The sequence below is a fragment of the Pseudomonas alvandae genome, from assembly GCF_019141525.1.
Classification (GTDB): Bacteria; Pseudomonadota; Gammaproteobacteria; order Pseudomonadales; family Pseudomonadaceae; genus Aquipseudomonas; species Aquipseudomonas alvandae.
Genome location: NZ_CP077080.1, coordinates 3,357,713 through 3,381,970 on the forward strand (window position 1 = coordinate 3,357,713; position 24,258 = coordinate 3,381,970).

19 protein-coding genes are annotated in these 24,258 nt (G+C 60.4%); 11 read left to right on the forward strand and 8 right to left on the reverse strand.

Annotated elements, in window-relative coordinates; genetic code table 11:
• From KSS97_RS14985 to KSS97_RS15010, 6 genes are all read right to left on the reverse strand, one after another.
• Nucleotides 1-957, reverse strand: a complete 957-nt coding sequence (locus KSS97_RS14985) for a cyclase family protein (protein WP_030138884.1) — start codon at nt 955-957, stop codon at nt 1-3.
• 88 nt (nt 958-1,045) lie between these two features.
• Entirely contained in the window at nt 1,046-2,488 is a 1,443-nt protein-coding gene (locus KSS97_RS14990; protein WP_030138885.1) for a hypothetical protein, read from the reverse strand.
• Nucleotides 2,489-2,563: 75 nt separating this feature from the next.
• Nucleotides 2,564-3,712, reverse strand: coding sequence for an iron-containing alcohol dehydrogenase (locus KSS97_RS14995; protein WP_217859478.1), 1,149 nt, complete (start codon nt 3,710-3,712; stop codon nt 2,564-2,566).
• A gap of 183 nt (nt 3,713-3,895) precedes the next feature.
• Nucleotides 3,896-5,269 carry a sigma-54 interaction domain-containing protein gene (locus KSS97_RS15000; protein WP_217859479.1) on the reverse strand — a complete coding sequence of 458 codons (1,374 nt, stop codon included), beginning with the start codon at nt 5,267-5,269 and terminating at the stop codon, nt 3,896-3,898.
• 107 nt (nt 5,270-5,376) lie between these two features.
• Entirely contained in the window at nt 5,377-6,408 is a 1,032-nt protein-coding gene (gene rtcA / locus KSS97_RS15005; RefSeq protein WP_217859480.1) for an RNA 3'-terminal phosphate cyclase, read from the reverse strand.
• Between the two features lie 3 nt (nt 6,409-6,411).
• Nucleotides 6,412-7,638, reverse strand: coding sequence for an RtcB family protein (locus KSS97_RS15010; protein WP_217859481.1), 1,227 nt, complete (start codon nt 7,636-7,638; stop codon nt 6,412-6,414).
• Between the two features lie 202 nt (nt 7,639-7,840).
• Between KSS97_RS15010 and rtcR the strand changes: the two genes are divergently transcribed.
• A complete protein-coding gene (gene rtcR, locus KSS97_RS15015) occupies nt 7,841-9,460 on the forward strand; it encodes an RNA repair transcriptional activator RtcR (protein ID WP_217859482.1) in 1,620 nt (539 codons plus the stop codon).
• Nucleotides 9,461-9,532: 72 nt separating this feature from the next.
• On the opposite strand, the gene KSS97_RS15020 is transcribed toward rtcR, so the two are convergent.
• Nucleotides 9,533-10,498 (reverse strand): LysR family transcriptional regulator, encoded by a 966-nt coding sequence (locus KSS97_RS15020; RefSeq protein ID WP_217859483.1) that lies wholly within the window; start codon nt 10,496-10,498, stop codon nt 9,533-9,535.
• 295 nt (nt 10,499-10,793) lie between these two features.
• Between KSS97_RS15020 and argH the strand changes: the two genes are divergently transcribed.
• From argH to KSS97_RS15060, 8 genes are all read left to right on the forward strand, one after another.
• Nucleotides 10,794-12,221: an argininosuccinate lyase gene (gene argH, locus KSS97_RS15025; RefSeq protein ID WP_217859484.1), complete on the forward strand. Its 1,428-nt coding sequence runs from the start codon at nt 10,794-10,796 to the stop codon at nt 12,219-12,221.
• A 140-nt stretch (nt 12,222-12,361) separates the two neighbouring features.
• The gene (locus tag KSS97_RS15030) at nt 12,362-13,240 is read left to right on the forward strand and encodes an amino acid ABC transporter permease (RefSeq protein WP_030138893.1); all 879 of its coding nucleotides are present in this window, start codon (nt 12,362-12,364) and stop codon (nt 13,238-13,240) included.
• A gap of 10 nt (nt 13,241-13,250) precedes the next feature.
• Complete coding sequence (locus KSS97_RS15035; protein WP_030138894.1) at nt 13,251-14,015, forward strand: amino acid ABC transporter ATP-binding protein; 765 nt, start codon at nt 13,251-13,253, stop codon at nt 14,013-14,015.
• Between the two features lie 39 nt (nt 14,016-14,054).
• A complete protein-coding gene (locus KSS97_RS15040) occupies nt 14,055-14,879 on the forward strand; it encodes an ABC transporter substrate-binding protein (protein WP_030138895.1) in 825 nt (274 codons plus the stop codon).
• Nucleotides 14,880-15,033: 154 nt separating this feature from the next.
• Nucleotides 15,034-15,882, forward strand: coding sequence for a polysaccharide deacetylase family protein (locus KSS97_RS15045; RefSeq protein ID WP_198796480.1), 849 nt, complete (start codon nt 15,034-15,036; stop codon nt 15,880-15,882).
• Nucleotides 15,875-16,777: a polysaccharide deacetylase family protein gene (locus KSS97_RS15050; protein WP_217859485.1), complete on the forward strand. Its 903-nt coding sequence runs from the start codon at nt 15,875-15,877 to the stop codon at nt 16,775-16,777. The genes KSS97_RS15045 and KSS97_RS15050 overlap by 8 nt, the downstream gene beginning before the upstream one ends.
• Nucleotides 16,774-18,123, forward strand: coding sequence for an MmgE/PrpD family protein (locus tag KSS97_RS15055; RefSeq protein ID WP_217859486.1), 1,350 nt, complete (start codon nt 16,774-16,776; stop codon nt 18,121-18,123). Before KSS97_RS15050 ends, KSS97_RS15055 begins: the two co-directional genes overlap by 4 nt.
• Before the next feature lie 69 nt (nt 18,124-18,192).
• Nucleotides 18,193-19,371 (forward strand): MFS transporter, encoded by a 1,179-nt coding sequence (locus tag KSS97_RS15060; RefSeq protein WP_030138899.1) that lies wholly within the window; start codon nt 18,193-18,195, stop codon nt 19,369-19,371.
• Nucleotides 19,372-19,406: 35 nt separating this feature from the next.
• Here KSS97_RS15060 and KSS97_RS15065 read toward each other — a convergent pair whose 3' ends face one another.
• On the reverse strand, nt 19,407-21,260 hold the full coding sequence (locus tag KSS97_RS15065; protein WP_217859487.1) for an ABC transporter ATP-binding protein: 1,854 nt from the start codon (nt 21,258-21,260) through the stop codon (nt 19,407-19,409).
• Between the two features lie 336 nt (nt 21,261-21,596).
• Between KSS97_RS15065 and KSS97_RS15070 the strand changes: the two genes are divergently transcribed.
• A complete protein-coding gene (locus tag KSS97_RS15070; protein WP_217859488.1) occupies nt 21,597-23,774 on the forward strand; it encodes a type VI secretion system Vgr family protein in 2,178 nt (725 codons plus the stop codon).
• Nucleotides 23,775-23,790: 16 nt separating this feature from the next.
• Complete coding sequence (locus tag KSS97_RS15075) at nt 23,791-24,249, forward strand: DUF6484 domain-containing protein (RefSeq protein WP_217859489.1); 459 nt, start codon at nt 23,791-23,793, stop codon at nt 24,247-24,249.
• The last annotated feature ends 9 nt before the right edge of the window (nt 24,250-24,258 follow it).

The following is a 24,258-nucleotide window of genomic DNA, read 5'->3' on the forward strand; positions in this document are numbered from 1 at the left end:
CTATTTAATCACCACCGGATTGACCGGTGATCCGGTAGCGCGATGGACTTTCAACGGCGCGGCCACATAGAGAAATGTGTACTGCCCGTCTTCGGCACAATTTTCAGCCAGCTTTTCCAAGTCGCAAATCTCCGTAAAGGCGATACCCAGATTGCGCATCAATGCACAGTGCAGAGGCAGTGCCACACCTGATACCGGGTCGGTCGTGACTTCGTTGGCGATGGTATCGGTGACAAGGTTTGGAATTTCCTTGTCGTGGAACCATCGGACAAGTTCCTCCGAATACGTAAGACCTGGCTCACAGAACCCATCATAAAACGCCTCGCCTTGCTCATAGAAAGCCTGGAGGAAGTTGGTTCTGATAATCAGGATGTCATGAGGCTCGATCGTGTGGCCCTGAGCTTCTGCGCATGCCTCGAGATCTAGATGGGTAAATGTTTCGCCTTTATCCAGCATGCGTTTGCCACGATGCCTTGCCATGTCCAGCAATACGGCGCGTCCGACGACTCCTCGTTCGCCGATAGGTGCAACACTGGCCTTGTCGAGACCTCCCACCGTTGTTCGCGCGTCGTAGCCGTTCCATATTTTTCCGCCGTACCAGAGGTGGCCAAGCGCATCATATTGCGTGGATCCTTGCAGGAATGCGTCGATCTTGTCATCGGCGTAGTGCAAACCGCCGGGGTAGCAAGGGCCATGATTATCGTCCCAACTCGACTCGTCGAGAATCATGGTGCGTTCTGCCGGCGTACGGCCTGGCCAGACCGGATCGCCAGCAGGATTCCCGATCATGCGCTGCAAGGTAAATACATTTCCCTTCTTGATGTGCGCAACTCCGCGCAGGACTTCTTGCGCGGTCAGGTAATTCAGCGAGCCAACTTCGTCTTCCGCTCCCCATCTGCCCCAGTTTGAAGGAGCGTCCTTTAATAGTTCATCCATTGTGGGAACTGCAGTGGTCATGGCGTTTTCCTTTTTTTAATTTCCGTGATTATCAAAGCGCACGACAAATGCGCCTTGCGTCCATACCGTTCAGCGCATACAAACCCGATCAATCAGCCATAGCCTCCCCCACTACCCGCTTGTTCACCATAACCGGCTCCACATCCTTGCCCGGCTTTCCATCCACCGACTTCAAGTCCTTGGCAAACGTCCCATCCACCTCCCCCTTGAAGAAATTCTTGCCATAAATCAGCAAGCACAACACAACGCCAATCCCGAATGCCCAGCTCGCGCCTTTGATCGCCAGTACCGCTCCAATCACGCCGGCGATACCCAGGTCGCGCTGGCTACGCGCTTCAAGGATGCCCAAACGCACGCTCACGTAACCCTGGATCAGCAGCGTCAGCGACAGGGCTACACCGAGGATCGGCTGCACCAACGTCACGACCGGCAACAGCAACAGACCGCTGTTGGTCCCCCAACGGAACGACCCGACTCCGCCGATGATCGACTTCATCGCCTTCGGCCCGCCTTTAAATCGCTCGATCACCACCACCAGCATCGCCGCCCATTTCGGGCCGCACATCGCGACGTCCGGGCCGAAGATGCTCATGAACGCATTGCGTGCGCCGAAGATCAGGTGGGCGCGATCGGCGTTGTAGTCGACGACTTCGTCGGTGCGGACGGTTTCAGCTTCGTCGAGCAATGATTTCGCGCTGAGGACATCGCCGAAAACGATGATGTAGGCCGCGAGCATGGTCGGCAGCGCGGAGATGAACATGGAGAGCGGCGGCATGCCCAGGCCAAATACCGTGTAGTTGTTCCACAGGCCAGCGAAATCCGGTTGGCTGATGCCCCACTGGAGAGTTGGCCAGGGCGCTTCACCGAACAATGGGGCAATCACCACGGCCAATAGCACGATCGGCAAGATGCCGAGCTTGGCGAAGTTCCACCAGAAACGGTTGCGTTGCTTGAGCTCGTTGAAGTGCTGGGAAAAGATCAAATAGAAGGCAATACCGACCGCAATGGAAATGGTCCAGGGCAGCACATTGAACTTGCCGCCGACCTGGAATACGGCGATCACCGCGCTCAAGCCAGCGCCGACGATGATCCCCGATTTGATCGCCGAGGGCACATACTCCACCACCTTCTTCGCCATGCCGGTCGCCCCCAGGGCGATTGAAAAAATCCCCAGCATCAACTGGAAGGCAATCAAGGCATGGACACGCTCCGGGCCCATCGGAAACTGCGCGCAGTACGCCATCAACAGCGGCACCGCTGGGGTGATCCAGCCAGGTACGGTCGGGTCGCCGAGCAAATGGTGCGCGAGGTACAGCAAGCCGTTGAGCATCACGACGGCGAGCGCAACCTCAAAAGGCATCCCGAGCAGTTCGGTCATCAGCGGAATCGCCGCCAGGTCCACGGCGCACATGAGCAAGCCTTGGAGATAGTCTGGAAGCTCGATCTTGTAGTGGATAAACGGTAGCCGGACCTTGAAAGGACCGAGCGGGATGTACGGGCTTTCGCTCCGTTGCGCAGGAGTGTCGGACATTCGGTTCACCTGTTTTATTGGATTTGTAATGGCGGGCACACGCTCCGGCAGCACCGGAGTCGTGAGTGACAAAGATCAATAGGCAGCGCGATAGATCTTCTCGATATCGGCGGCGGTCAGCTTGCGCGGGTTGTTGCGCATCAGGCGGTCGATCTTGCTGGCCTCGTCGGCCATCGCGGGGATAGCGTCTTCGGGCACGTTGAAACTGCGCAGGCCAGAGGGGATATCCACGGCGGCACATAGGTCGGCCATGGCCCTGACAGCCTGGTCTGCCGCATCCTTGTCGCTCAGGTTCGCAACGCGCACGCCCATGGCTTCGGCGATGTCGCGAAAACGCTCGACGCAGGCAGTCTTGTTCCACGCCATCACATACGGCAGCAGCAAGGCGTTGCTGACGCCGTGGGCGATGTTGAACCGCCCGCCCAGCGGGTACGCCAGCGCATGCACCGCCCCTACCCCCGCGTTGCCGAACGCCATGCCGGCCATCAGGCTGGCGGTGGCCATGTCTTCCCGAGCCTGCAGGTTGGTTGGGTTGGCATAGGCCTTCGGCAGCGCCTTGGTGATCAGCCTGATCGCGCCCAGGGCGATGGCATCGGTGATTGGCGAAGCGTTTACCGAAATATACGACTCGACCGCATGCACAAGTGCGTCGACACCACTGGCCGCCGTCACGCTGCGCGGACAAGTCAATGTCATGGCCGGGCTGACCAAGGCAACGTCGGGCAACAGGTAGTCGCTGACGATGCCTTTCTTCAGCTGCGCTTGCTTGTCGGAAAAAATCGCCACGTTGGTGACTTCCGAGCCTGTGCCGGCAGTCGTCGGGATGGCAATCAACGCAGGGCCTTTGCGTTTCACCAGATCAACACCGAACAGTTCGCTCAGCGGACCTGCATGCCCGGCAAACGCCACGACGCCCTTGGCGATATCGATGGCGCTACCGCCACCCACGGCGATCAATCCATCGTGGCCGCCCTCACGATAAGCACGGGTGCAGTCTTCGACGATGGCTACTTCAGGCTCCGGCTTGACCTGGTCGAAAATGCCGTAGCGGCGGTCGCCGAGTTGCGCGAGCGCGAGGTCAACAGTGCCGGAATTCACCAGGATGACGTCCGTGACGATCAGCGGATTATTGACCTCCAGGCGCGTCAGTTCCGCGCAAAGCTGCTCGATTGCGCCAGGTCCGGTGATCAATTTGTTAGCGATTTTGAAAGCAGAGATATTCATCGGGCTCGTCCAGTTGATGTTGTTTTATTGGAAGACGTGCCACAGGAGATAGCGAAAGGCGTGCCAATGCCCACAAGGCCCTTATTGCACGGGGCCTTGCGCGATTTTCACGCGAGCAGGAGGGTTTTTACGGATCAATGCCGATTAGTTTTCTGATCGATTTGGCTGGGTCTGATCAGGATCCTAATCAGACTGTTCCCAGCGTTTCATCTTCTGCACCACGGTGGCCTGGCTCACCCCCAACGCCTTGGCCGCAAGGCGCGTGGTCTTGTGGGTCAGCAGCGCGGCACGAATCGCACTGCGCTCGGCATTTTCCAGTACCTTGCGCAGCGGCAGGCCAGTCTCACGGGTGTTGGGTGGATTGAGGTCGAGGAGCTCTTCCGGCATATCAAGCGCCTCGACGGTCCCGGTCTGATTGGTCACCACCAACCGCTCGACCAGGTTGATCAACTCGCGGATGTTGCCAGGCCAGTCGTACTCGCACATCAGGTCGAGGGCCTCGAGACTCCATTGAACCTGGCGTTCATAACGGGTGTTGAACCGGTCGAGGTAGTAATGCAGCAGCGGCGCGATCTCCTCCCGACGTTCGCGCAGTGCCGGAATGTGGATCGGCACCACGTTGAGCCGGTAATACAGGTCAGCCCGAAAACGCCCCTGCGCCACCTGCTGCTTGAGGTCGTGGTGGGTGGCGCTGATGATGCGCACATCGACTTCCTTCAGCTCCAGGCCACCCACCGGAATGAAGCGGTTTTCTTCGATCACCTTGAGCAGCTTGACCTGCACTGGCAACGGCAAGTCCCCGATTTCGTCGAGAAACAGCGTGCCGTGATGCGCCAGCTCCAGCAGGCCACGCTTGCCTTTGGGGCCGGCGCCGGTGAACGCTCCGGGCACATAGCCAAACAGCTCGGCTTCGATCAGGTTTTCCGGCAGTGCGCCGCAGTTGAGCGCGAGAAAGGGTTCGCTGGCTCGGGGGCTGGCGTTATGGATGAACTGCGCAACGAGGGTCTTGCCGACACCGGTTTCACCTTGGAGCAACACCTTGACCGAGCTGCTGGCAACCTGGCGAGCCAGCGAGAGGACGCGGCCGGACACCTCCTGATCGGCCATCAGCGGCGAACACAGGAGATTGTCTCGTTGGCCGGCGTGGAGCTTCGCGGTGCTGTTGCGCAGTTGCTTGAGCTGTTGCAGCTCATCGCGCTCATGCTTCATGCGCAGCAGCTCTGTCATGTCGCGCACGGTACTGACCACATATGAAATCCGCTTTCCAGCGTCGAGAATCGGCGTGGCGCTGACGAGTAGCTTCTTGCCCTGGCTCAGGCTCTGCATCACCGACACCGGCCGACCACCCTGCAATACCCGCAAGGTAGCCGATTGCGAAATGACGCCCTCCTTCACCAGCTCTCGCATGGATCGGCCAATGAGATCCTCGCCGCTGAGCCCGGTCAGGCGCTCATAGGCCTGATTGACCTTCAGCGTCTTGCCGTCGCCATCGGTGATGTAGACGCCGTCATGCAAAGCGTTGAGCAGCTCTTCGAAACTGGCGTCGTTGACATTCACCGGGGACGTTCCTTCCAGGGGGTGTGACCGTCAAGTGTAAACGTAGAGCCGCGGTTTGAGGCGACACAAACGATTGGCGCTGATTCAACGGGCTGGCTGGAAACCGTCTAGCGAGGATGAGGCCCAACAGCGATGCTGGCCTGATTACCAGATTCGGTCAGCCGCACATCAACATCGATGAACTGCTGGATGACAGCGGCATTCGTTCGGATGTGATTGCTCAGGCGCACCGTGGTGAGTCGGCCCGCACCGGCAATTGCCATCGGCAGCATCAGTTGATCCGCCAAGTGATTGCCTACCGCTGAGTTCGATTGAGCCCACGCTTTGAATTCGTCGATCGCCTCGTCAGCCACCTGCTCCGCACGCAGGCGTTCTTGCCCGATGCTGCTGAACACCTCGGTTGTCCCTGTCTTCATGGCGATGATCGATACGACATTGCCTGGCCCCGCCTGCCCCCCCAGCTCGGTAACGGACAGATCGCGCCGCTCCAGCCCGAGCCTTGCCGCGAGCCGATCAAGCTCCCGGTTGCCAATCGAGGCAGGAAGGGCCGAAACCAGCGCTCCGGCCGAAACGATAGTCACGGGTTCCATCTCGCCGTCCAACGCCAGCGGGTGAAGGGCCGAAGGTCGTACGGTGGCTTCCACCACGCCGCCTCCGCCGGGCACGAATCCATGCTTGACCAGCGTCAGTTCTATCTGCGCCCCCATGCGTTGGATCAAGGGCAGCCATGCCTCCTGGATGAAATCGAAGGGCGGTGCGGCTGGATTATGCGTCCCGCCGCTGATCCGGACTGTGCTGGGGCCATCCGCTTGCAAGAGCGCAGGCAGCAAGGTCTGCAACACCAGCATCGTGCTGCCGGCGGTCCCGATTGCAAATGAATAGTTCCCTGCCCTTACGCTCCCGGGCCGGAATTCAATGGCTGTCGAGTTGAGTTCCGCCCCGAGGATCCTGGCGCCACAAATTTCAGCCGCAGCCTGCACCGCGGTCAGGTGCTGGCGCAACAATCCGGGACGGGAGCGCTTGCCGCGTATTCCCGTCATCCGGAACGGTCGACCGGTAATGATGGAAAGGCTGAGGGCGGTACGGAGCACCTGCCCTCCTCCGTGGGTGCCGTCGATCAGAATCAGATCCTGGCTCATCAATCAGCCCTTCACGCAGACGACTTGGCGCAAGGTATGGACGACTTCCACCAGGTCGCGCTGGGCCGCCATGACCGCGTCGATGTCTTTGTAAGCCATCGGGATTTCGTCGATGACGGCTTCATCCTTGCGGCACTCGACATGGGCGGTTGCCCGAACCTGGTCCTCGACGGTGAACACCGCTTTCGCCTTGGTACGGCTCATCACTCGGCCGGCACCGTGCGAGCAACTGCAGAATGCCTCCTCGTTCCCCAGTCCACGCACAATGAAACTCTTGGCGCCCATCGACCCCGGAATAATCCCCATCTGCCCCTTCTGCGCGGAGACGGCGCCTTTGCGCGTAAGGAGGATGTCCTCACCGAAATAGGTGCCCCGCTCCACATAGTTATGATGGCAGTCGACGGCGACCAGCCGGGACTCGAAAGGCTTGGTGATGATCGACCGCACGGCGTCGAGCACCGCAAGCATCATGACCGCGCGGTTCTGCTTGGCGAAGTCCTGGGCCCATTCAACCGCCTCGACGTAGTCATCGAAGCTGGACGTGCCTTCGCGCAGGTAGGCCAGGTCCCGGTCAGGCAAGTTGACCATGTGCTTGCGCATTTCCTCGCGGGCCTTCTCGATGAAGTAGGTGCCGATCATGTTCCCTACGCCACGGGAACCGGTGTGAAGCATCACCCAGACATGGTCGGCTTCGTCCAGGCACACCTCGACGAAATGGTTGCCGGTGCCCAACGTCCCGAGGTGTTTGCGGTTGTTGGTTTTTTTCAGGCGCGGGTGCTTGTCGGTGATGAGGTCGAACCGGCCTTCGAGCGCCGACCAGGCCTGGTCGACGATTTGCGGCGTGGTTTCCCAGGCTCCCTTATCACGGCCGTTGCGCCCGGAAGTGCGTCCATGCGGAACAGCTTTCTCAATGGCCGTACGCAGGCCAAACAGGTTATCGGGAAGGTCGGCGGCGCGAAGCGAAGTGCGCACTGCCGACATTCCGCACCCGAGGTCGACCCCGACAGCTGCGGGAATCACCGCACCCTTGGTCGGGATCACGCTGCCGATCGTCGAGCCTTTTCCCAAATGAACATCGGGCATGACTGCCATGTGCTTGAACACGAACGGCATCTGCGCAGTGTTCATCAGCTGTTGCTTGGCCTCCGGCTCGACCGGGACACCACGGGTCCACATCTTGATCGGCTTACCGTTTTCGACTTCAAGCAATTGATAGGTTTGGGTGGTCATTGTTTCGCTCCTGTTTTTTGTGTGGGAACTCCATAGCGAGCGGCATGCCAATTTGATCGTTGGCGGATCATAAATTATTTATGTTATTGATTTATAAATGATTATTGAAACTCTGAAAGCGTTCTTCGCTTCGTTGCTATGCGATGGGTCGATAAAATATCTATACTTTTCTATCGAAACATATCTTTCAGGATAGATCGCAATGCGCGCCAAAAAGACAGTCGCCATCGGAATTCTAGGATCGAAGCTCGACCGTGTGGGAAAAGGTTCGCAGCGCTGGAACAAATGGCGCCCCACCCTCTCGCTGTGCCAACAGCCCGACCTGCTGATCGATCGGCTTGAACTGATTCACGGGGAAGCACGCTGGGATACCGATCTTGCCCTGAAAGTCGCGGCGGATATCGCCCAGGTATCGCCTGAAACCGAGGTTCGCCTGCACCCCATGGCGCTGCAAAATCCCTGGGATTTCGAGGAGGTGTATGCCTCGCTGCATGACTTCGCGGCGGGCTATCCGTTTGACACCGCCGGCGAGGATTACCTTGTCCACATCACCACGGGTACCCACGTCCAGCAGATCGTCTGGTTCCTGCTGGCCGAGTCCCGCCACATCCCCGCCAAACTGATACAGACCCAACCCAGTGGCGCGCGGGAGGACGATTCTGCCCCGGCAGGCAGACATGTCGTCACCGATCTCGACCTGCAGCGCTACGACCAGATCGCCAAGCGATTCCAGGCTGAACGCCTGCAAGGCACGGAGTTGCTCAAGTCAGGCATTGCGACACGCAACTCGGCTTTCAACCGGACCATCGAGCAGATTGAACGGGTCGCCGCTCGATCCCGGGCTCCCATCCTGATCAGCGGCCCCACGGGGGCGGGAAAATCGTTTCTGGCGCGGCAGATCTACGAACTCAAGCGTGGTCGCCACCAGGTCGATGGCACGTTCGTCGAGGTCAACTGCGCCACCTTGCGCGGCGATACCGCGATGTCGACGTTGTTTGGCCATACCAAAGGTGCGTTCACCGGCGCGCAACAGGCGCGAGAAGGGTTGTTGCGCTCGGCACACAAGGGCGTGTTATTCCTCGACGAGATCGGCGAGCTGCCGCTCGATGAACAAGCGATGCTCCTGAAAGCAATCGAGGAAAAAAGATTCTTGCCGATGGGCTCCGATAAAGAAGTCGAGTCTGACTTCACCTTGATCGCCGGTACCAATCGAGACCTGCAGGCGCGTGTCATCGAAGGCCGGTTCCGCGAAGATTTACTCGCCAGGATCAACATCTGGACATTCGTCCTGCCTGGCCTGGCCAACCGCAGCGAGGACATCGAACCTAACATCGATTTCGAGCTACAGCGATATGCCAGGGACAACGGGCACAGGGTTCGCTTCAGTGCCGAAGCCCGGCGCCGATATTTGTCGTTCGCCACGAGTAGGGATGCGAACTGGTCCGGAAACTTCAGGCAGCTCTCAGCGTCAATCACGCGCATGGCGACCCTGGCGGATAGCGGCCGCATCGACATGGCGCTTGTGGAGGATGAGTTGGAGCGACTGCGCCAGGACTGGCGATTGCCGGCAACCTCCGATCCATTGTCCGAGCACTTGGCTAACGCCGGACTTGAGATCGACCTGTTCGATCGCCTGCAACTGGAGTCGGTCTTGAGGGTGTGTCGCACAGCGGCAAGCCAGGCGGACGCCGGGCGCAAGCTCTTCGCCCACAGCCGGACAGCCAAGGCATCGCCTAACGATTCCGATCGAATCCGAAAATTCCTGGCTCGCTTCAATATCACCTGGAGCCAGGTCCAGGAACTTTCAGCGCCGCGTCACTGAGCGTCTGGACGATTGTGCCGATGCCTTTCTTGATCCCGTGCCGAATAATGAAGTGTTGCGTACAACAAACAATCAAACCGTCACTTTCAAATCCACGCCCAGTGCCTCGGCAAATGCCTTGACCAAGGGGCTGCGCACGATGTTATGGCGCAGGATCAGACTGAACGGCGTGACAATGTTGATCAGGTCCGGACGAACGGCGCGAAACTCTCCCCGCGCCACCATCGGCGCGGCGTAATGCTGGGGCAGGAAGCCCAGGAAACGGCCCGTCTTGATCAGCAGCGCAACGGCTTCCACCTGGGTGGCCGACGCGGAAAAGCTGTCGTAGCGGGCGAATTTCAATTTGTCGCGATGAACCGCGTAGCGATGGTTGATGCACTCGTGTTCCTTGAGCACATCTTCGCCCATGTCCGCATCCGCCATGGAAAACAGCGGGTGACCGACGGCGCAATAAACCTCCGAGCGTTCTTCATAAAGTGCGTAATAGTCGAATTCTTCGCGCTTTTGATAAATCGGCACGATTCCCGCTACCAAGCGTCCCTCGACAACACCTCTTTCAAGTTCATCAAGTTGCGTGGCCTGAAGTTGAAACCTGACCTTGGGCGATTGTTCATTGATCTGTCTAAGCGCAGCAACTAACGGAGAGTTTGAATCCGAGATCGTGTTGTCAATAACGCCTATGCCCAGGTCGCCGACAAGTTCGTTTTGCGCGGAACTAAGTCGGTCGCGAAAGTTGTCGACCGAGGCAAATAAATCGATCGACGCCTGATACACCAGGCGTCCTTCTTCCGTCAGGTGAAACCCCTCTCGCCCCCGTGTGCAAAGGCGCATTCCGATGCGGATTTCCAGGTCGGAAATCTGTTTGCTGATGGCTGCCAGCCCCACATTCAGCTCATTCTGCGCGGCGCTGAAGCCGCCCGCCTCGACCACGGCCTTGAAGACTTTGAGCAGTTTGAAGTCCAGCCCGCTGAGGGCCAGTGGCGCCCGTTGCGGCGCTTTCGGCGACGGGTTTCCGGAATTGGAAAGTGGGGTTTCCATAATGCTTATTTACCTCTGACGCCCTATTCAACAACCTGTGCCCAACAACAAAAACACGCTGGCCTAATAATAATGATCACAGAAATCCAGGCTTGGCAACCGCCAATAAATCCCGAGGATCAGCGCCAAACCGCTGATCTGGAAACGTTAAAAGCTGACACTTCGATCAGCTCTCGCACTGATGCAACTGCCCCCTTGAAAACTGCTCTGGCCTGACTTCGCTCGCCGATTTTTGTGGCGGCGTCATGGCCTGGAGTACCCGTTTCAGTTCGCGTTACCGACGAGGAAAACAACAATGTCCCAAACCACCGACCGTCTCTGGGGTGCCCGTTTCAAAAGCGGACCTTCCGAAGCCTTGGCGGCCCTGTCCCGTTGTCCTGAACGTTACTTCCGACTCACCCCGTACGACCTCGCCGGGTCCAAGGCCCATGCCCGGGAATTGCAGCACGCCGGACTGCTTAGCGAGCAGGAAACCCTGACGATGCTCGACGCGCTGGAGCGTATCGGCGCGGATTACCGCGCCGGCAGCATTGCCCCGACCCTGGATGACGAAGACGTCCATACCTTCATCGAGCGGCTGCTGACCGAGCGCCTGGGTGCCCTGGGTGGCAAGCTGCGGGCCGGTCGTTCGCGCAACGACCAGACCGCCAACGACCTGCGGCTGTTCCTGCGTGACCATGTGCGCACCCTGGCCGTAGAGGTGCTGGGCCTGCAGCAGGCGCTGGTGGACCAGGCCGAGCAGCATGTCGAGAGCATCTGCCCCGGATTTACTCACCTGCAGCAAGCACAACCGATCGTGTTTGCCCATCACTTGCTCGCCCATGCCCAATCGATGCTGCGCGACGTGCAGCGCCTGGTGGACTGGGACGCGCGCACGTCGCTGTCCCCGTTGGGTGCGGCGGCCATGGCGGGCTCGGCAATCGCTCGCTTACCTCAGCAGTCGGCAAAGGAAATGGGTTACAGCGGTGTCTGCGAGAACTCCATCGACGCCGTGGCCAGCCGAGATCACGTCGCCGAGTTCCTGTTCATCGCCAGTATGCTCGGCATCAACATCTCACGCCTCGCCGAGGAGTTCTGCCTGTGGTCGTCGCGGCAGTTTCGCTGGGTTGAACTGGACGATGCCTACGCGACCGGCAGTTCGATCATGCCGCAGAAAAAGAACCCGGACATCGCCGAACTGGCGCGGGGCAAGGCGGGCCGGCTGATCGGCAACCTGACCGGGTTGTTGTCCACGCTCAAATCCTTGCCGCTGTCCTATAACCGCGACTTGAGCGAAGACAAGCACGGCGTGCTCGACAGCGTCGACACCCTGCTGCTGGTGCTGCCGGCCATGGCCGGGATGGTTGCGACGATGAAGGTCAACGTCGAGGAACTGCGACGCCAGGCGCCGCTGGGCTTTACCCTCGCCACCGAAGTCGCCGACTGGCTGGCGGTGCGCGGCGTGCCGTTCAAGGAGGCCCATGAAATCACTGGGGCACTGGTCCAGGCGTGCGAGAAACACGGCATCGAATTGTGGGACGCCTCCGCGGCGCTGCTGGCGGAAATCGACCCGCGGCTCACCCCGGAAGTCCGCGAAAGCCTGACCCTCGAGGCCGCCATCGCTGCGCGCAGCGGCTGGGGAGGCACTGCGCCGCAACAGGTGCGTGAACAGATCGGCCGCCTGAAAACCGCCCTCGCCGCCCAGCAGCGATGGACCGAGGACTATCAAGGATTTCGTCTTTGAACCAACGCCACTAAACCTGTGGGAGCGAGCTTGCTCGCGATTACGGTTTCACTTTCAACATCAACTTGGCTGATCCACCGTTATCGCGAGCAAGCTCGCTCCCACAGTGATGGCGGCGAAACCAAGTACGGAGAACCAACATGAGCCAGACACAGGCAGAACGACTCCAGGCGGAGCGCAAGCTGGCGGAAAACCAGTTCGACATCACCCAGTACGACCATGTGCCCCGGCGCTACTACGGACGGATCTTCTTCGCCACGGTGATCGTCATCGCACTCATCGGCCTGGTGCGCGCCTTCGCCGAAGGCAAGATCGAGTGGTCCTACATAGGTCAGTTCCTGACCTCCCAGGCGATCATGTGGGGCTTGCTCAATACCATCGTCATGGCGGTGCTGGCGATGGCGCTGGGTATCGTGTTCGGCGTGATCACCGCGATCATGCGCATGTCGGCCAACCCCATCCTGCGTTACGTGGCGTTGACCTATACCTGGCTGTTTCGCGGCACCCCACTGATCCTGCAACTGCTGTTGTGGTTCAACCTGGCGCTGATCTTCCCCACCATCGGCATCCCCGGCCTGTTCGAGATGGACACCGTGAGCCTGATGACGCCGTTCGTGGCTGCGCTGTTTGGCTTGAGCATCAACCAGGGCGCCTACACCGCCGAAGTGGTGCGCGCCGGCCTGCTCTCGGTGGACACCGGGCAATACGAAGCCGCCAAGTCCATCGGCATGCCGCGCCTGCAAGCGCTGCGCCGGATCATCCTGCCCCAGGCCATGCGCATCATCATCCCGCCGGTGGGCAACGAGTTCATCAGCATGGTCAAGATGACCTCGCTGGCGAGCGTCATCCAGTACTCGGAACTGCTCTACAACGCCCAGAACATCTACTACGCCAACGCCCGCGTGATGGAGCTGCTGATCGTCGCCGGGATCTGGTACCTGGCCACCGTCACCGTCCTGTCCTTTGGCCAAAGCCGCCTGGAGCGTCGTTTCGCCCGCGGCGCCGGCAAGCGTTCTTGAGGAGCCCCACATGAGAAGCATCGTCAAGGCCGTGGGCCTGAACAAATATTACGACCAGTTCCACGCGCTGAAGGACATCGACATCGAAGTCGAGCAAGGCGAAGTATTGTGCATCATCGGCCCTTCCGGTTCGGGCAAGAGCACCTTGCTGCGCTGCGTCAACCAGCTGGAAAAAATCGACAAGGGCGGCTTGTGGGTCGACGGCGAACTGGTGGGTTACCGGATCGTCGGCAACAAGCTGCACGAACTCAACGAAACGCAAGTGGCCCGCCAGCGCCTGTCCACCGGCATGGTGTTCCAGCGTTTCAACCTGTTCCCGCACATGACTGTGCTGCAGAACATCATCGAAGGGCCGTGCCAGGTGCTCAAGCGCTCCCCGAAAGAGGCGAATGAAGAAGCCCTGGAATTACTCGCCCGCGTCGGCCTGGCCGACAAGCGCAACAGCTACCCGATCGAACTGTCGGGCGGCCAGCAGCAACGCGTTGCCATTGCCCGCGCGCTGGCCATGCGGCCCAAGCTGATGCTGTTCGATGAACCCACTTCGGCACTCGACCCGGAACTGGTCGGTGAGGTGCTGTCGGTGATGCGCGATCTTGCGCAGACCGGCATGACCATGATCGTCGTCACCCATGAACTGGGCTTCGCCCGCGAGGTTTCCAACCGCATGGTGTTCATGGACGAAGGACAGATCGTGGAGGCTGGAAGCCCCGAAGAAATACTAATAAGTCCGCAAAACCCTCGCACCCAGAGCTTCATTTCTGCCGTTCGAACCTAAGCGCCGGTTGGCGCTCACAACACTCATAAGAGAACGACCATGAAGAACTTCATCATTCCCGCAGTACTCGCAAGCGTCATGGCCTCAGGCTTCGCCTTCGCGGCCGAATTGCCGGCCAGCATCAAGGCCAAGGGCGAGATCGTCGTAGCAATCATGCCGAACTACCCGCCGATGGACTTCAAGGACCCGGCCACCAACACCCTCACCGGCTTTGACTACGACCTGGGCAATGCCCTGGCCGAACGTCTGGGCGTGAAGATCAAATGGCAGGAAACCGGCTTCGAACAGATGATCAACGCCCTGACCACCGACCGTGTGGACATGGTGCTGTCGGGCATGACCGACACCGCCGAACGTCAGGCCAGCGTGACCTTCATCGATTATTTCACCAGCGGCCCGCAGTTCTACACCTTGCAGAAAAACAAGGACACCAACGAGATCGTCGACCTGTGCGGCAAGAAAGTCGGTACCAGCCGGCGCACCAACTTCCCGGCGGAAATCGCCGCGTGGAGCAAGGCCAACTGTGAAGCCGCCGGCAAGCCTGCGATCAATGTGATCGGCACCGAAGGCTCGGCCGATGCCCGTGCGCAACTGCGCCAGAGCCGCATCGACGCGGCCATGCAAGGCAGCGAAACCCTGCCGTACCTCAAGACCCAGGAAAAGGACATGTACAAGACCGTGGGCCTGCCAATCTCCGAGCAGTACAGCGGGATGGGCGTGAGCAAGAAGAAACCTGAGCTCAGCGAGGCGGTGAAGGTTGCGCTGCAAAGCATGATCGATGACGGCAGCTACCAGGTGATTCTCAAGAAGTGGGACTTGGAGCTGGGTGCGATCAAGACGGTGACGATCAACGCCGGGAAGTGATAGCGCAGGCAACCTGAATCCAATGTGGGAGCGAGCTTGCTCGCGAAAGCGGTGTATCAGCCGGCGCAGATGTTGAATGTGCCGGCTTCATCGCGAGCAAGCTCGCTCCCACAGGGATGGGTTGTGTATTTGAAAGATTATTGGAGCACTACAGATGTCCTCCTCAACCCAACCCACCTGGCCTGACAACTACAAAGCCTGCCTCGCCCTGGCCTTCGATCTCGATGGCCCGACCGGTGATGCCATGCTCAACGGCTCGATCTGGCGCAAGCCCGAATACTTCGGCTTCGGCGGCTACGGGCCTTACCGGGCGCTGCCACGCTTGCTCGATCTGCTGGATGAGTTCCGTATCCCGACGACATTCTTCGTCCCGGCCTGGGTCGTGGAGAACTGGCCCAAACAGTGCCAGGCGATCGTCGAGCGCGGCCATGAGGTGGCATATCACGGCTACAAGCACGAATCGTTCTACGCCTTGACGCTGGAACAGCAAAAGGACGTGATGAACATTTCTCGCGAGGTGTTCTGGAAGCACTTGAATATCCGCGCCGAAGGCTTCCGTACGCCGTCCGGCGACTGGCGCGCCGAAACCCCGGCCATGCTGGTCGAGGCCGGTGTGACCTACTCCAGCAGCATGCGCGGCGATGACCGGCCGTACCTGGTGAACGTGCCGGGGTTCGATACGCCGCTGGTGGAAATCCCCGGCCGCTGGGAAATGGACGACTACGCCTCCCTGGCCTACACCCGCGCGCCGAACTTCCCTTCCGGGCTGGATCGCACGGCGAGTTACGCGCTGACCCTGGATAACTGGTGCCGCGAATACGACGGCGCCATGGACGAAGGCTTATGCCTGACCACCCTCTTCCACCCCAAGATTACCGGCAAGCCGGGCCGCATCCTGCTGCTGGAAAAACTCTTCGAACACATGCGCACCCGCGATGACGTGTGGTTCGCCACCTGCCGTGACGTCGCCCAGTGGTGGCTCAAGGAGCATCATCATGGCTGATTCGCCAATCTGGCCGAACGGCCATCGCTGCGCCGTGGTATTGACCGTGGATTACAACGACATCCACGGCATTCTCACGCAGGCCCCGGAAGTCGCCGGACGTGACAAGACCCTGTCAGTGTGGCGCTACGGCACCCAACGCGGCGTCGAGCGGTTGCTCGACCTGTTCCAGGAACTCGGCGTCCCCAGCAGTTGGTTCGTTCCCGGTATCGTTGCCGAGGAAAACCCCGGGCACATCCAGGCGATCCTGGCCGACGGCCATGAAGTCGCCTGCGCCGGCTATTGCCATCAGGACTACGACACACTGGACCTGGCGGCGCAAAGCGACGACATCGCCAAGGGCTGCGAAACCCTGGCCAGGCTGACCGGCCAACGCCCGGTCGGCTTTCGAATCCCGGCGGGCAATGGCGCGCCGGGATTCATCGAGGCCTTGAAAGACCAGGGCATTCGCTGGTCCTCGTCGTGGCGCGGCGATGACTTGCCATTCGCCCACCCGACTGCACCTGGCGTGATCGAGGTGCCGCTGCATTATGAGCTCGAAGACGAGCCCTACTTCGCCTTCAACCTGAGCCCGGCGGTGCCACCCGCACAATCGCGGATCGCCTCCTACAGCCACACCTTGGGCAACCTGCAGATGGACTTCGCCGGGTTCCACCGGTTTGGCCTTTGCTACGTGCTCCGCCTGCACCCGGAAATCATCGCCACGCCAGGACGGATAGGCGTGCTGCGTGAATTGATCAAGGGCATCCAACAACACGATGACGTGTGGATCGCCACGGGCGCTGAGGTCGCGCAGTGGTGGGCAGCAACCGCAGCGCCGGTGGCCGAGGACCATCCGGCGTCGGTCTATGAGCGGCATTATCGGGGCGATGTTTCAGGGGGCTATCTTTCATGAGCGAACGCTTGCTACGCCTGGCGCAATTCTGCGTGGACCTGCGATCCGAAGACTTACCACCTGCGTTGGTGACACAAGCCAAGCGGCACATCCTTGATACCTTCGGCGCTGCGCTGGCCGGCGCCGACAGCGGTGTCGCCGAACAGGCCCGCAAGGTCTTCGTCGGTGAAGCAGGAAAAGTCCCGGTCTGGGGCACTGGCGTGAAGGTTTGCGCGTCCCAGGCGGCGATGCTCAACGGCGTCGCCGCCCATGCCCTGGAGCTGGACGACACTGGTGGTTGCGATCACTCCGGTGCGGTCGTCCTGCCAGCAGTGATGGCAGCAATGACACTGCTTTCCCAGCCTGTAAGTGGTCGCGAATTCATCAATGCCGTAGTGATCGGCTACGAAGTGGGCCGTCGGGTGCTCGAAGCCTGCGGCGGTTATTCCGCCCACAACGGCGCCGGTTGGCATTCCACCGCAACCTGCGGCGTGTTCGGGGCAGCCGCCGCCTGCGCACGCATCCTCGGCCTGGATGTGCGCCAGACCTCTGCGGCCCTGGGCATTGCCGGCAGTTTCAGCGGCGGCTTGTGGGCGTTCATCCATGACGGCTCGCAAAGTAAGAAACTGCACAGCGGACGTGCCGCGGAAGGTGGCCTGCTGGCGGCGCGATTTGCCCGGCAAGGCATTACCGGCCCGACGCAATTGTTCGACGACGTCTGGGGTGGTTTCCTGAAAACCCTGGCTCTGGCAACGTCAACGCCCGAAGCGCTGAATGCAGGTCTCGGCGTGGTCTGGAAGCTCGCCCGCTGCTCGATCAAACCCTACGCGTCGTGCCGAGGCACGCATTCGGCCATCGACGCCCTGGGCCTGCTGCTGGGTCAATTGAACGTACGACTCGACCAGGTTGAAGACATACACGTTTCGCTGAGCGGATTTCTGCACGACATGTGTGGCGGCCGAGATGTCACTACCCTTGCCGGCGCGCAAATGAGCCTGCCGTATGCCTTGGCCGCGCGACTGGTGCAAGGGCATTGCCGGTTGCAGGCCTACGACGACCTGCAACGCAACGATCCATGCATGGGCCAATGGATGTCGCGCATCCACCTTGAAGTTGACCCGCTACTGTCCGAGGATGGCGAGCCGCTGGTCACGCTGCGGACCGTGGACGGTCGGCAGGCGAGCCTGTGCGTAGACGTGCCATTGGGTGCGCCAGGCAATCCACTGGGTGATGGGGTCCTGGAGGAGAAGTTTCTCGACCTGGCGACGCGGGTGATGCCACCGGAGCAGGCGGCTGGACTGATGGAAGAACTGCGCTGCATTGAACAGCTGGAATCCGTTCGCACACTGGAACGGTGGCTGGCTTGATCACTCTGGCTCCGGTTCGCGGATCATCGCGGCGCACGCCAACATCTGAATAAGGACATTTGCATCACCGTGGCCACTTACTCGCTCGTTATTCGACGCTTGATGATCGTGTCACTGACCATCGTCGTCAGCCGCGCCATTACCAGCCCTTTGCTCACGCTGTTCCTGAGCGACAAGTTGGGCCTGGACCAACAGGACGTCGGCTTGCTGCTCGGCATCGCGGTGTTCACCGCCACCCTGTTGGCCCTCTACGGCGGCTACATCATCGACCGCCTGGAAAAGCGCCGGTTGCTGATCCTGGCGATGCTCTCCAGCGCCATCGGCTTCGTCCTGCTGACTTTTGCCGAAAACCTCTACCTGACCACCCTGACCGTCGTCATCACCGAGACGGCGTCCGCGCTGTTCCTGATCGGCTCCAAAGCGATCCTCAGCGAAAACCTGCCCATCGGCCAGCGCGCCAAGGCGTTTTCCCTGCGCTACACCCTGACCAACATCGGCTACGCCACCGGCCCCATGCTCGGCGTGGTGATTGCCGGCGTCTATCCGATCGCGCCTTTCCTGATTGCCGGAGGCATCGCGTTTGCGAGCATCTTCCTGATGACCGGCATCCCCAGCGACACAGCATCAAAACCGGCCCTGGCGCCACCGCCCAGTTTCCTCAAGACATTGAAGACCCTGAAAAACGACCGCACCCTGATCATGTTCACCGGCGGCTGCCTGCTCAGCACCGTCGTACACGGCCGCTTCACGCTCTATCTGTCGCAGTACTTGCTGGTGACCCACGATTCCAAACGCGCGCTGCAAATCATGGCCGCCCTGCTCGCCTGCAACGCCATCACGGTCATCCTGCTGCAATACCAGATCGGCCGGTTCCTCGACCGCGAAAAGCTGCGCCACTGGATCGCCGCGGGCACCGGCCTGTTCATCCTGGGCCTGGTCGGCTTCAGCCTGGCGGACGACATGCTGACCTGGTGCGTGGCCATGTTCATCTTCACCCTCGGTGAGATGATCATCTACCCGGCCGAATTCCTGTTCGTCGACACGCTGGCCCCGGAAGAACTGCGCGGCAGCTACTACGGCGCGCAAAACCTCGCAGCCCTCGGTGGCGCCCTGAGCCCGGTGATCTGCGGCTATCTGCTGCTGCACACCCCGGCCCCGACCATGTTCTATGCCCTGAGCGCATTGACCGCCATGGGTGGGCTGCTGTGTTACCTGAGCGGTCGTCGGGTGGCGGTTGTGCAGAAGTGATGTGCTGGCCAGGTAAACGGGGCTAGCGCCCTCACCTACTCCACCGCCTCAACCACACCCTGATCCTCACCCAGGAACCCGCCGCTCTGATGATGCCAAAGCCGCGCATAAGTCCCATTCTTGCCGAGCAATTCGGCGTGGGTGCCCTGCTCGATGATCCGCCCTTCATCCATGACGATGAGCTTGTCCATGGCCGCGATCGTCGACAAGCGATGGGCAATGGCGATCACGGTCTTGCCCTTCATCATTTCATCGAGGCTTTCCTGGATTGCCACTTCGACTTCTGAATCCAGTGCGCTGGTGGCTTCGTCCAGCAGCAGGATCGGGGCATTCTTGAGCATCACCCGGGCGATGGCGATGCGTTGGCGCTGGCCGCCGGAAAGCTTGATGCCACGTTCACCGACGAGGGTGTCGTAGCCGGAGTGGCCTTGCTTGTCGCTCAGTTGATTGATGAATCCATCGGCCTGGGCACTGGCTGCGGCACTGCGGATTTGTTCGTCCGTCGCGTCATGTCGACCATAGGCGATGTTGTCACGGATGGACCGGTGCAGCAGCGATGTGTCCTGGGTGACCATGCCGATGGCGCTGCGCAGGCTGTCCTGGGTGACATGGGCAATGTTCTGCCCGTCGATCCGGATCTCGCCGCTGTCCACGTCGTAGAAGCGCAGCAGCAGGTTGATCAGCGTTGATTTTCCGGCGCCGGAGCGTCCCACCAGGCCGATTTTTTCGCCCGGGCGAATGCTCAGGCTCAGGCCATCGAGGACCTGGCGTTCGCCGTTGTAGTTGAAGCTCACGTTGTCGAAGGTCACCGCGCCACCGGTGGTGACCAGCACGCCGGCGTCTGGTTTATCTTGCACCTTGGGGCCACGGGTGAGGGTCGCCATGCCATCCTGCACGGTGCCGATGTTCTCGAACAGCGAGGTCATTTGCCACATGATCCAGTGCGACATGCCATTGATGCGCAACGCCATGGCCGTAATCGCCGCGACGGCGCCAGTGCCCACTTCGCCTTGATGCCACAGCCACAGGGCATAACCGCCTGAGCCCATGATCAACGCGACCACCAATGCCTGATTGACGATCTCGAACTGGCTGACCAGGCGCATCTGGCGAAAACCGGTCTGCTTGAAATCCTCCATGGCGGCGCGGGCGAAATGGGCTTCGCGCTTGGAATGGGAGAATAGCTTCACCGTGGTGATGTTGGTGTAGGCGTCGGAGATACGCCCGGTCATCGACGACCGCGCATTGGCCTGTTCCTGCCCGACTTTCTCCAGGCGCGGCACGAAGTAGCGCATGGCAACACCGAACAAGACCACCCAGGCAATGAAAGGCAGCATCAACTTCAAATCAAAGCCGCCAGCCAACGCGATGATTGCGATGAAGTAAACGCCGATCCCGGGAATGATCTCGATGAGGGTGAACAGCACCTCGCGCACCGACAGCGCCGTCTGCATCACTTTGGTGGTGACCCGGCCGGAGAACTCGTCGGAGAAGAACGAAAGGCTTTGTCGCAGCATCAGCCGATGAAAATCCCAGCGCAGCCGCAACGGCAGGTTGATCGCCAAGACCTGGTGCTGGACCATCGTGCGCAACGCGACCAGGCCAATGCTGGTGACCAGCATGATGCCGATCCCCCACAACACCCGGCTTTCCTGCCCGGCCGCATCGCCACCTGACTGCCAGGTGGAAAGCAGGTCCACCACTTGCCCGAGGAAAGAAAACAGCCAGGCTTCGTAGATCGACACGCCGGCGCTGAGCAGCGCGAACGCCAGGATGTAACCGCGAGCGCCCCGGGTGCAGGCCCACAGGAACCGGGCCAGACCGTCGGGTGGCGGTGGGACTTCGTCGGGCGGGAAAGGGTCGAGCCGTTGTTCGAATGCGTGAAGCATGGTGATCTCCAAAACGATCTGACAGGGAGATTCTGGCATTTAACGATGGATTTGAGGACTTTCGAGGGGCCATCAGCTTATGTGCCTAGGTCATCCGTCCTATAGGCAGTTTCCAGGAATGACTGCTATAACCAATTCCACATGCCATCTGCACGTAAAAGGAGTTTTGCGTGCGCGCCTTGAATGATTCGAGACTGATAGGGAGATCACCTCTGTGGTGGATGTTCTTCGATTTGATCAAAACGCCACGTTCCTGCACGCCGCCCACCTCACTACCGAGCCGTTGCGACCGGGCACCGGGCCCATTGCAGTGATCCGCGCATCTTGGAAGCCGTGATGGCGATCACCCAGAACAATCGCCTGGTCCAGGTCGACAGTCCCCTCGGCGCGGACACCCTGTTGTTGCAAGGCATGGATGGCAGTGAAGAGCTGGGGCGGTTGTTCCACTACGAATTGGACCTCACCTCGGAAAACCGCGCGATCCAGTTCGACCAGTTGCTCGGCAAGCCGATGGGTCTGACCCTCGAGCTATACGACGGCGGCAAACGCTACTTCCACGGCATCGTCAGCAATTGTCGGCAGTTGACGGGGCACGGCCAATTCGCCGGTTACCGCGTCAGCCTGCGTCCTTGGTTCTGGCTGCTCACGCGCACCTCCGATTGCCGGATTTTCCAGAACAAGACCGTGCCGGACATCATCAAGCAAGTGTTCCGTGACCTCGGTTTCTCGGACTTCGAAGACAGCCTGAGCGGTAGCTACCGCGAGTGGGAATACTGCGTGCAGTACCGCGAGACCAGCTTCGACTTCGTCAGCCGGCTGATGGAGCAGGAAGGCATTTATTACTACTTTCGCCATGAGAAGGCCCGTCATGTGCTGGTCCTGGCCGATGCCTACGGCGCGCACTCCACGGCGGCGGACTATGCCTCGGTGCCCTTCTACCCGCCCGATCGGCAGATGCGCGAGCGCGATCATTTTTATGATTGGCAAATGGCCCGGGAGGTGCAGCCTGGTTCGCTGGCGCTGAACGACTACGACTTTTTGCGCCCCCGCGCCAGCCTCGAGGTGCGTTCCAGTGTGCCGCGCAATCACACTAACGGCGAGTACCCGCTCTATGACTATCCCGGTGAATACGTCCAAAGCAACGACGGCGACCACTACGCGCGTACCCGTATCGAAGCCATTCACAGCCAGTTCGAGCGCGTGCAGTTGCGCGGTCGCGCCCGCGGGCTGGGCTGCGGCCATTTGTTCACGCTGACCGGCTACGACCGCGCGGACCAGAACCGCGAATACCTGGTGGTCATCGCCCGCTATCAGATCCGCCAGGAGGCCTATGAAAGCGGGCAACCGGACCTGGCCGAACAGTTCGTCAGCGAACTGGACTGCATGGATGCCAGCCAGGTCTTCCGTCCCCTGCCCCTCACACCCATGCCCATCGTTCGCGGCCCCCAGACTGCCGTGGTGGTCGGACCCGGTGGGGAGGAAATCTGGACCGACCAATACGGCCGGGTCAAAGTGCATTTCCATTGGGATCGCCATGACCAGTCCAACGAAAACAGCTCCTGCTGGATTCGCGTATCCCAGGCCTGGGCCGGCAAGAATTGGGGTTCGGTGCAGATTCCGAGGATCGGCCAGGAAGTCATCGTCAGCTTCCTCGAAGGGGATCCGGACCGGCCGATCATCACCGGCCGCGTCTATAACGCCGAGCAGACGGTGCCCTACAAGTTGCCGGCCAATGCCACCCAGAGCGGGGTGAAAAGCCGCTCAAGCAAGGACGGCACCCAGGCCAACTTCAATGAAATCCGCATGGAAGACAAGAAAGGTGCGGAGCAACTGTTCATCCATGCCGAGAAGAACCAGGACATCGAGGTCGAGAACGACGAGACCCACTGGGTCGGGCATGACCGCAGCAAAACCATCGACAATGACGAGACCGTACGCGTCAAACACGACCGCACGGAAAGGGTCGACAACAACGAAACGATTTCCATCGGCGTCGACCGTACCGAGGACGTCGGCAATGACGAGAAGATCACCATAGGCGCCAATCGCACCGAGCGCGTTGGCAACAACGAGACCATCACCATCGGTGCGGACCGCACGGAAAAGGTCGGCGCCAACGAGAAAATCAGCATCGCCAGCAATCGCACGGAAGACGTCGGTGGCAACGAGACCATCGGCATCTCTGGCAACCGCAACGAGACGGTCCAGGGCAACGAAGGAATCGAGATCAATGGCAACCAGGGCACGCGGATCGGCCAGAACGAATCCCGGGACGTCGCGCAAAACCGCAGCACCGGCATCAAGCAGAACGACAGCCTGGACGTGGGCAAGCATTTCTCCCTCAACGCCGGCGACTCGATCAGCCTGACCACGGGCGCGGCCAGCATCACCCTGAAGAAAGACGGCAGCATTGTGATCAGCGGCAAGAACATCACCATCGACGGCTCCGGTGCCATCAACATCAAGGCCAACAAGAACGTGGTCGTCAAAGGCCAGAAGATCCTGCAGAACTAGCCACGGAGTGGGCGTCATGAGCGTTGAGTATCATTTTCCGCAATCCCCCACTGCCCCTTCGGTGCGCGTCGACGGCGTGGTGATTGGCGTGCTGCTGGATGTGCCCACGGCGCAGGCCCCGGTGGTTGCTTTTCCCGGTTGCCCTGCCGATGCGGGCCTCGTCGCGCGCACTACCACGCCGCTGACGCGGGAGGACATTGGTGTCCAGGTCGCCTTGATGTTCGAGGCCGGCGACCTTGCCCGGCCGCTGGTGATCGGTCGCATCCAGCGCTTGCCGGATACTGCGGTGCCCGCCGTGGCCCACCTGGACGGCGAGCGCCTGGAGTTCTGCGCGGAGCGGGAAATCGTCCTGCGCTGTGGCAAGGCCAGCATCACCCTGACCCGTGCGGGCAAGGTGATCATCCGCGGCACCTACCTCTCCAGTCGCTCCAGCGGGGTCAACCGCATCAAGGGCGGTTCGGTGCAGATCAACTAGACAGGTAGT

Bases quoted from the DNA above. Each gene is read 5' to 3' on its own strand.
- KSS97_RS15020 (WP_217859483.1), bottom strand. From the start codon at position 10,498: ATGGAAACCCCACTTTCCAATTCCGGAAACCCGTCGCCGAAAGCGCCG.
- KSS97_RS15065 (WP_217859487.1), bottom strand. From the start codon at position 21,260: ATGCTTCACGCATTCGAACAACGGCTCGACCCTTTCCCGCCCGACGAA.
- KSS97_RS14985 (WP_030138884.1), bottom strand. From the start codon at position 957: ATGACCACTGCAGTTCCCACAATGGATGAACTATTAAAGGACGCTCCT.
- KSS97_RS15075 (WP_217859489.1), top strand. From the start codon at position 23,791: ATGAGCGTTGAGTATCATTTTCCGCAATCCCCCACTGCCCCTTCGGTG.
- KSS97_RS15040 (WP_030138895.1), top strand. From the start codon at position 14,055: ATGAAGAACTTCATCATTCCCGCAGTACTCGCAAGCGTCATGGCCTCA.
- KSS97_RS15010 (WP_217859481.1), bottom strand. From the start codon at position 7,638: ATGACCACCCAAACCTATCAATTGCTTGAAGTCGAAAACGGTAAGCCG.
- KSS97_RS15070 (WP_217859488.1), top strand. From the start codon at position 21,597: ATGGCGATCACCCAGAACAATCGCCTGGTCCAGGTCGACAGTCCCCTC.
- rtcA (WP_217859480.1), bottom strand. From the start codon at position 6,408: ATGAGCCAGGATCTGATTCTGATCGACGGCACCCACGGAGGAGGGCAG.
- KSS97_RS15035 (WP_030138894.1), top strand. From the start codon at position 13,251: ATGAGAAGCATCGTCAAGGCCGTGGGCCTGAACAAATATTACGACCAG.
- KSS97_RS15055 (WP_217859486.1), top strand. From the start codon at position 16,774: ATGAGCGAACGCTTGCTACGCCTGGCGCAATTCTGCGTGGACCTGCGA.
- argH (WP_217859484.1), top strand. From the start codon at position 10,794: ATGTCCCAAACCACCGACCGTCTCTGGGGTGCCCGTTTCAAAAGCGGA.
- KSS97_RS14990 (WP_030138885.1), bottom strand. From the start codon at position 2,488: ATGTCCGACACTCCTGCGCAACGGAGCGAAAGCCCGTACATCCCGCTC.
- KSS97_RS14995 (WP_217859478.1), bottom strand. From the start codon at position 3,712: ATGAATATCTCTGCTTTCAAAATCGCTAACAAATTGATCACCGGACCT.
- rtcR (WP_217859482.1), top strand. From the start codon at position 7,841: ATGCGCGCCAAAAAGACAGTCGCCATCGGAATTCTAGGATCGAAGCTC.
- KSS97_RS15050 (WP_217859485.1), top strand. From the start codon at position 15,875: ATGGCTGATTCGCCAATCTGGCCGAACGGCCATCGCTGCGCCGTGGTA.
- KSS97_RS15045 (WP_198796480.1), top strand. From the start codon at position 15,034: ATGTCCTCCTCAACCCAACCCACCTGGCCTGACAACTACAAAGCCTGC.
- KSS97_RS15030 (WP_030138893.1), top strand. From the start codon at position 12,362: ATGAGCCAGACACAGGCAGAACGACTCCAGGCGGAGCGCAAGCTGGCG.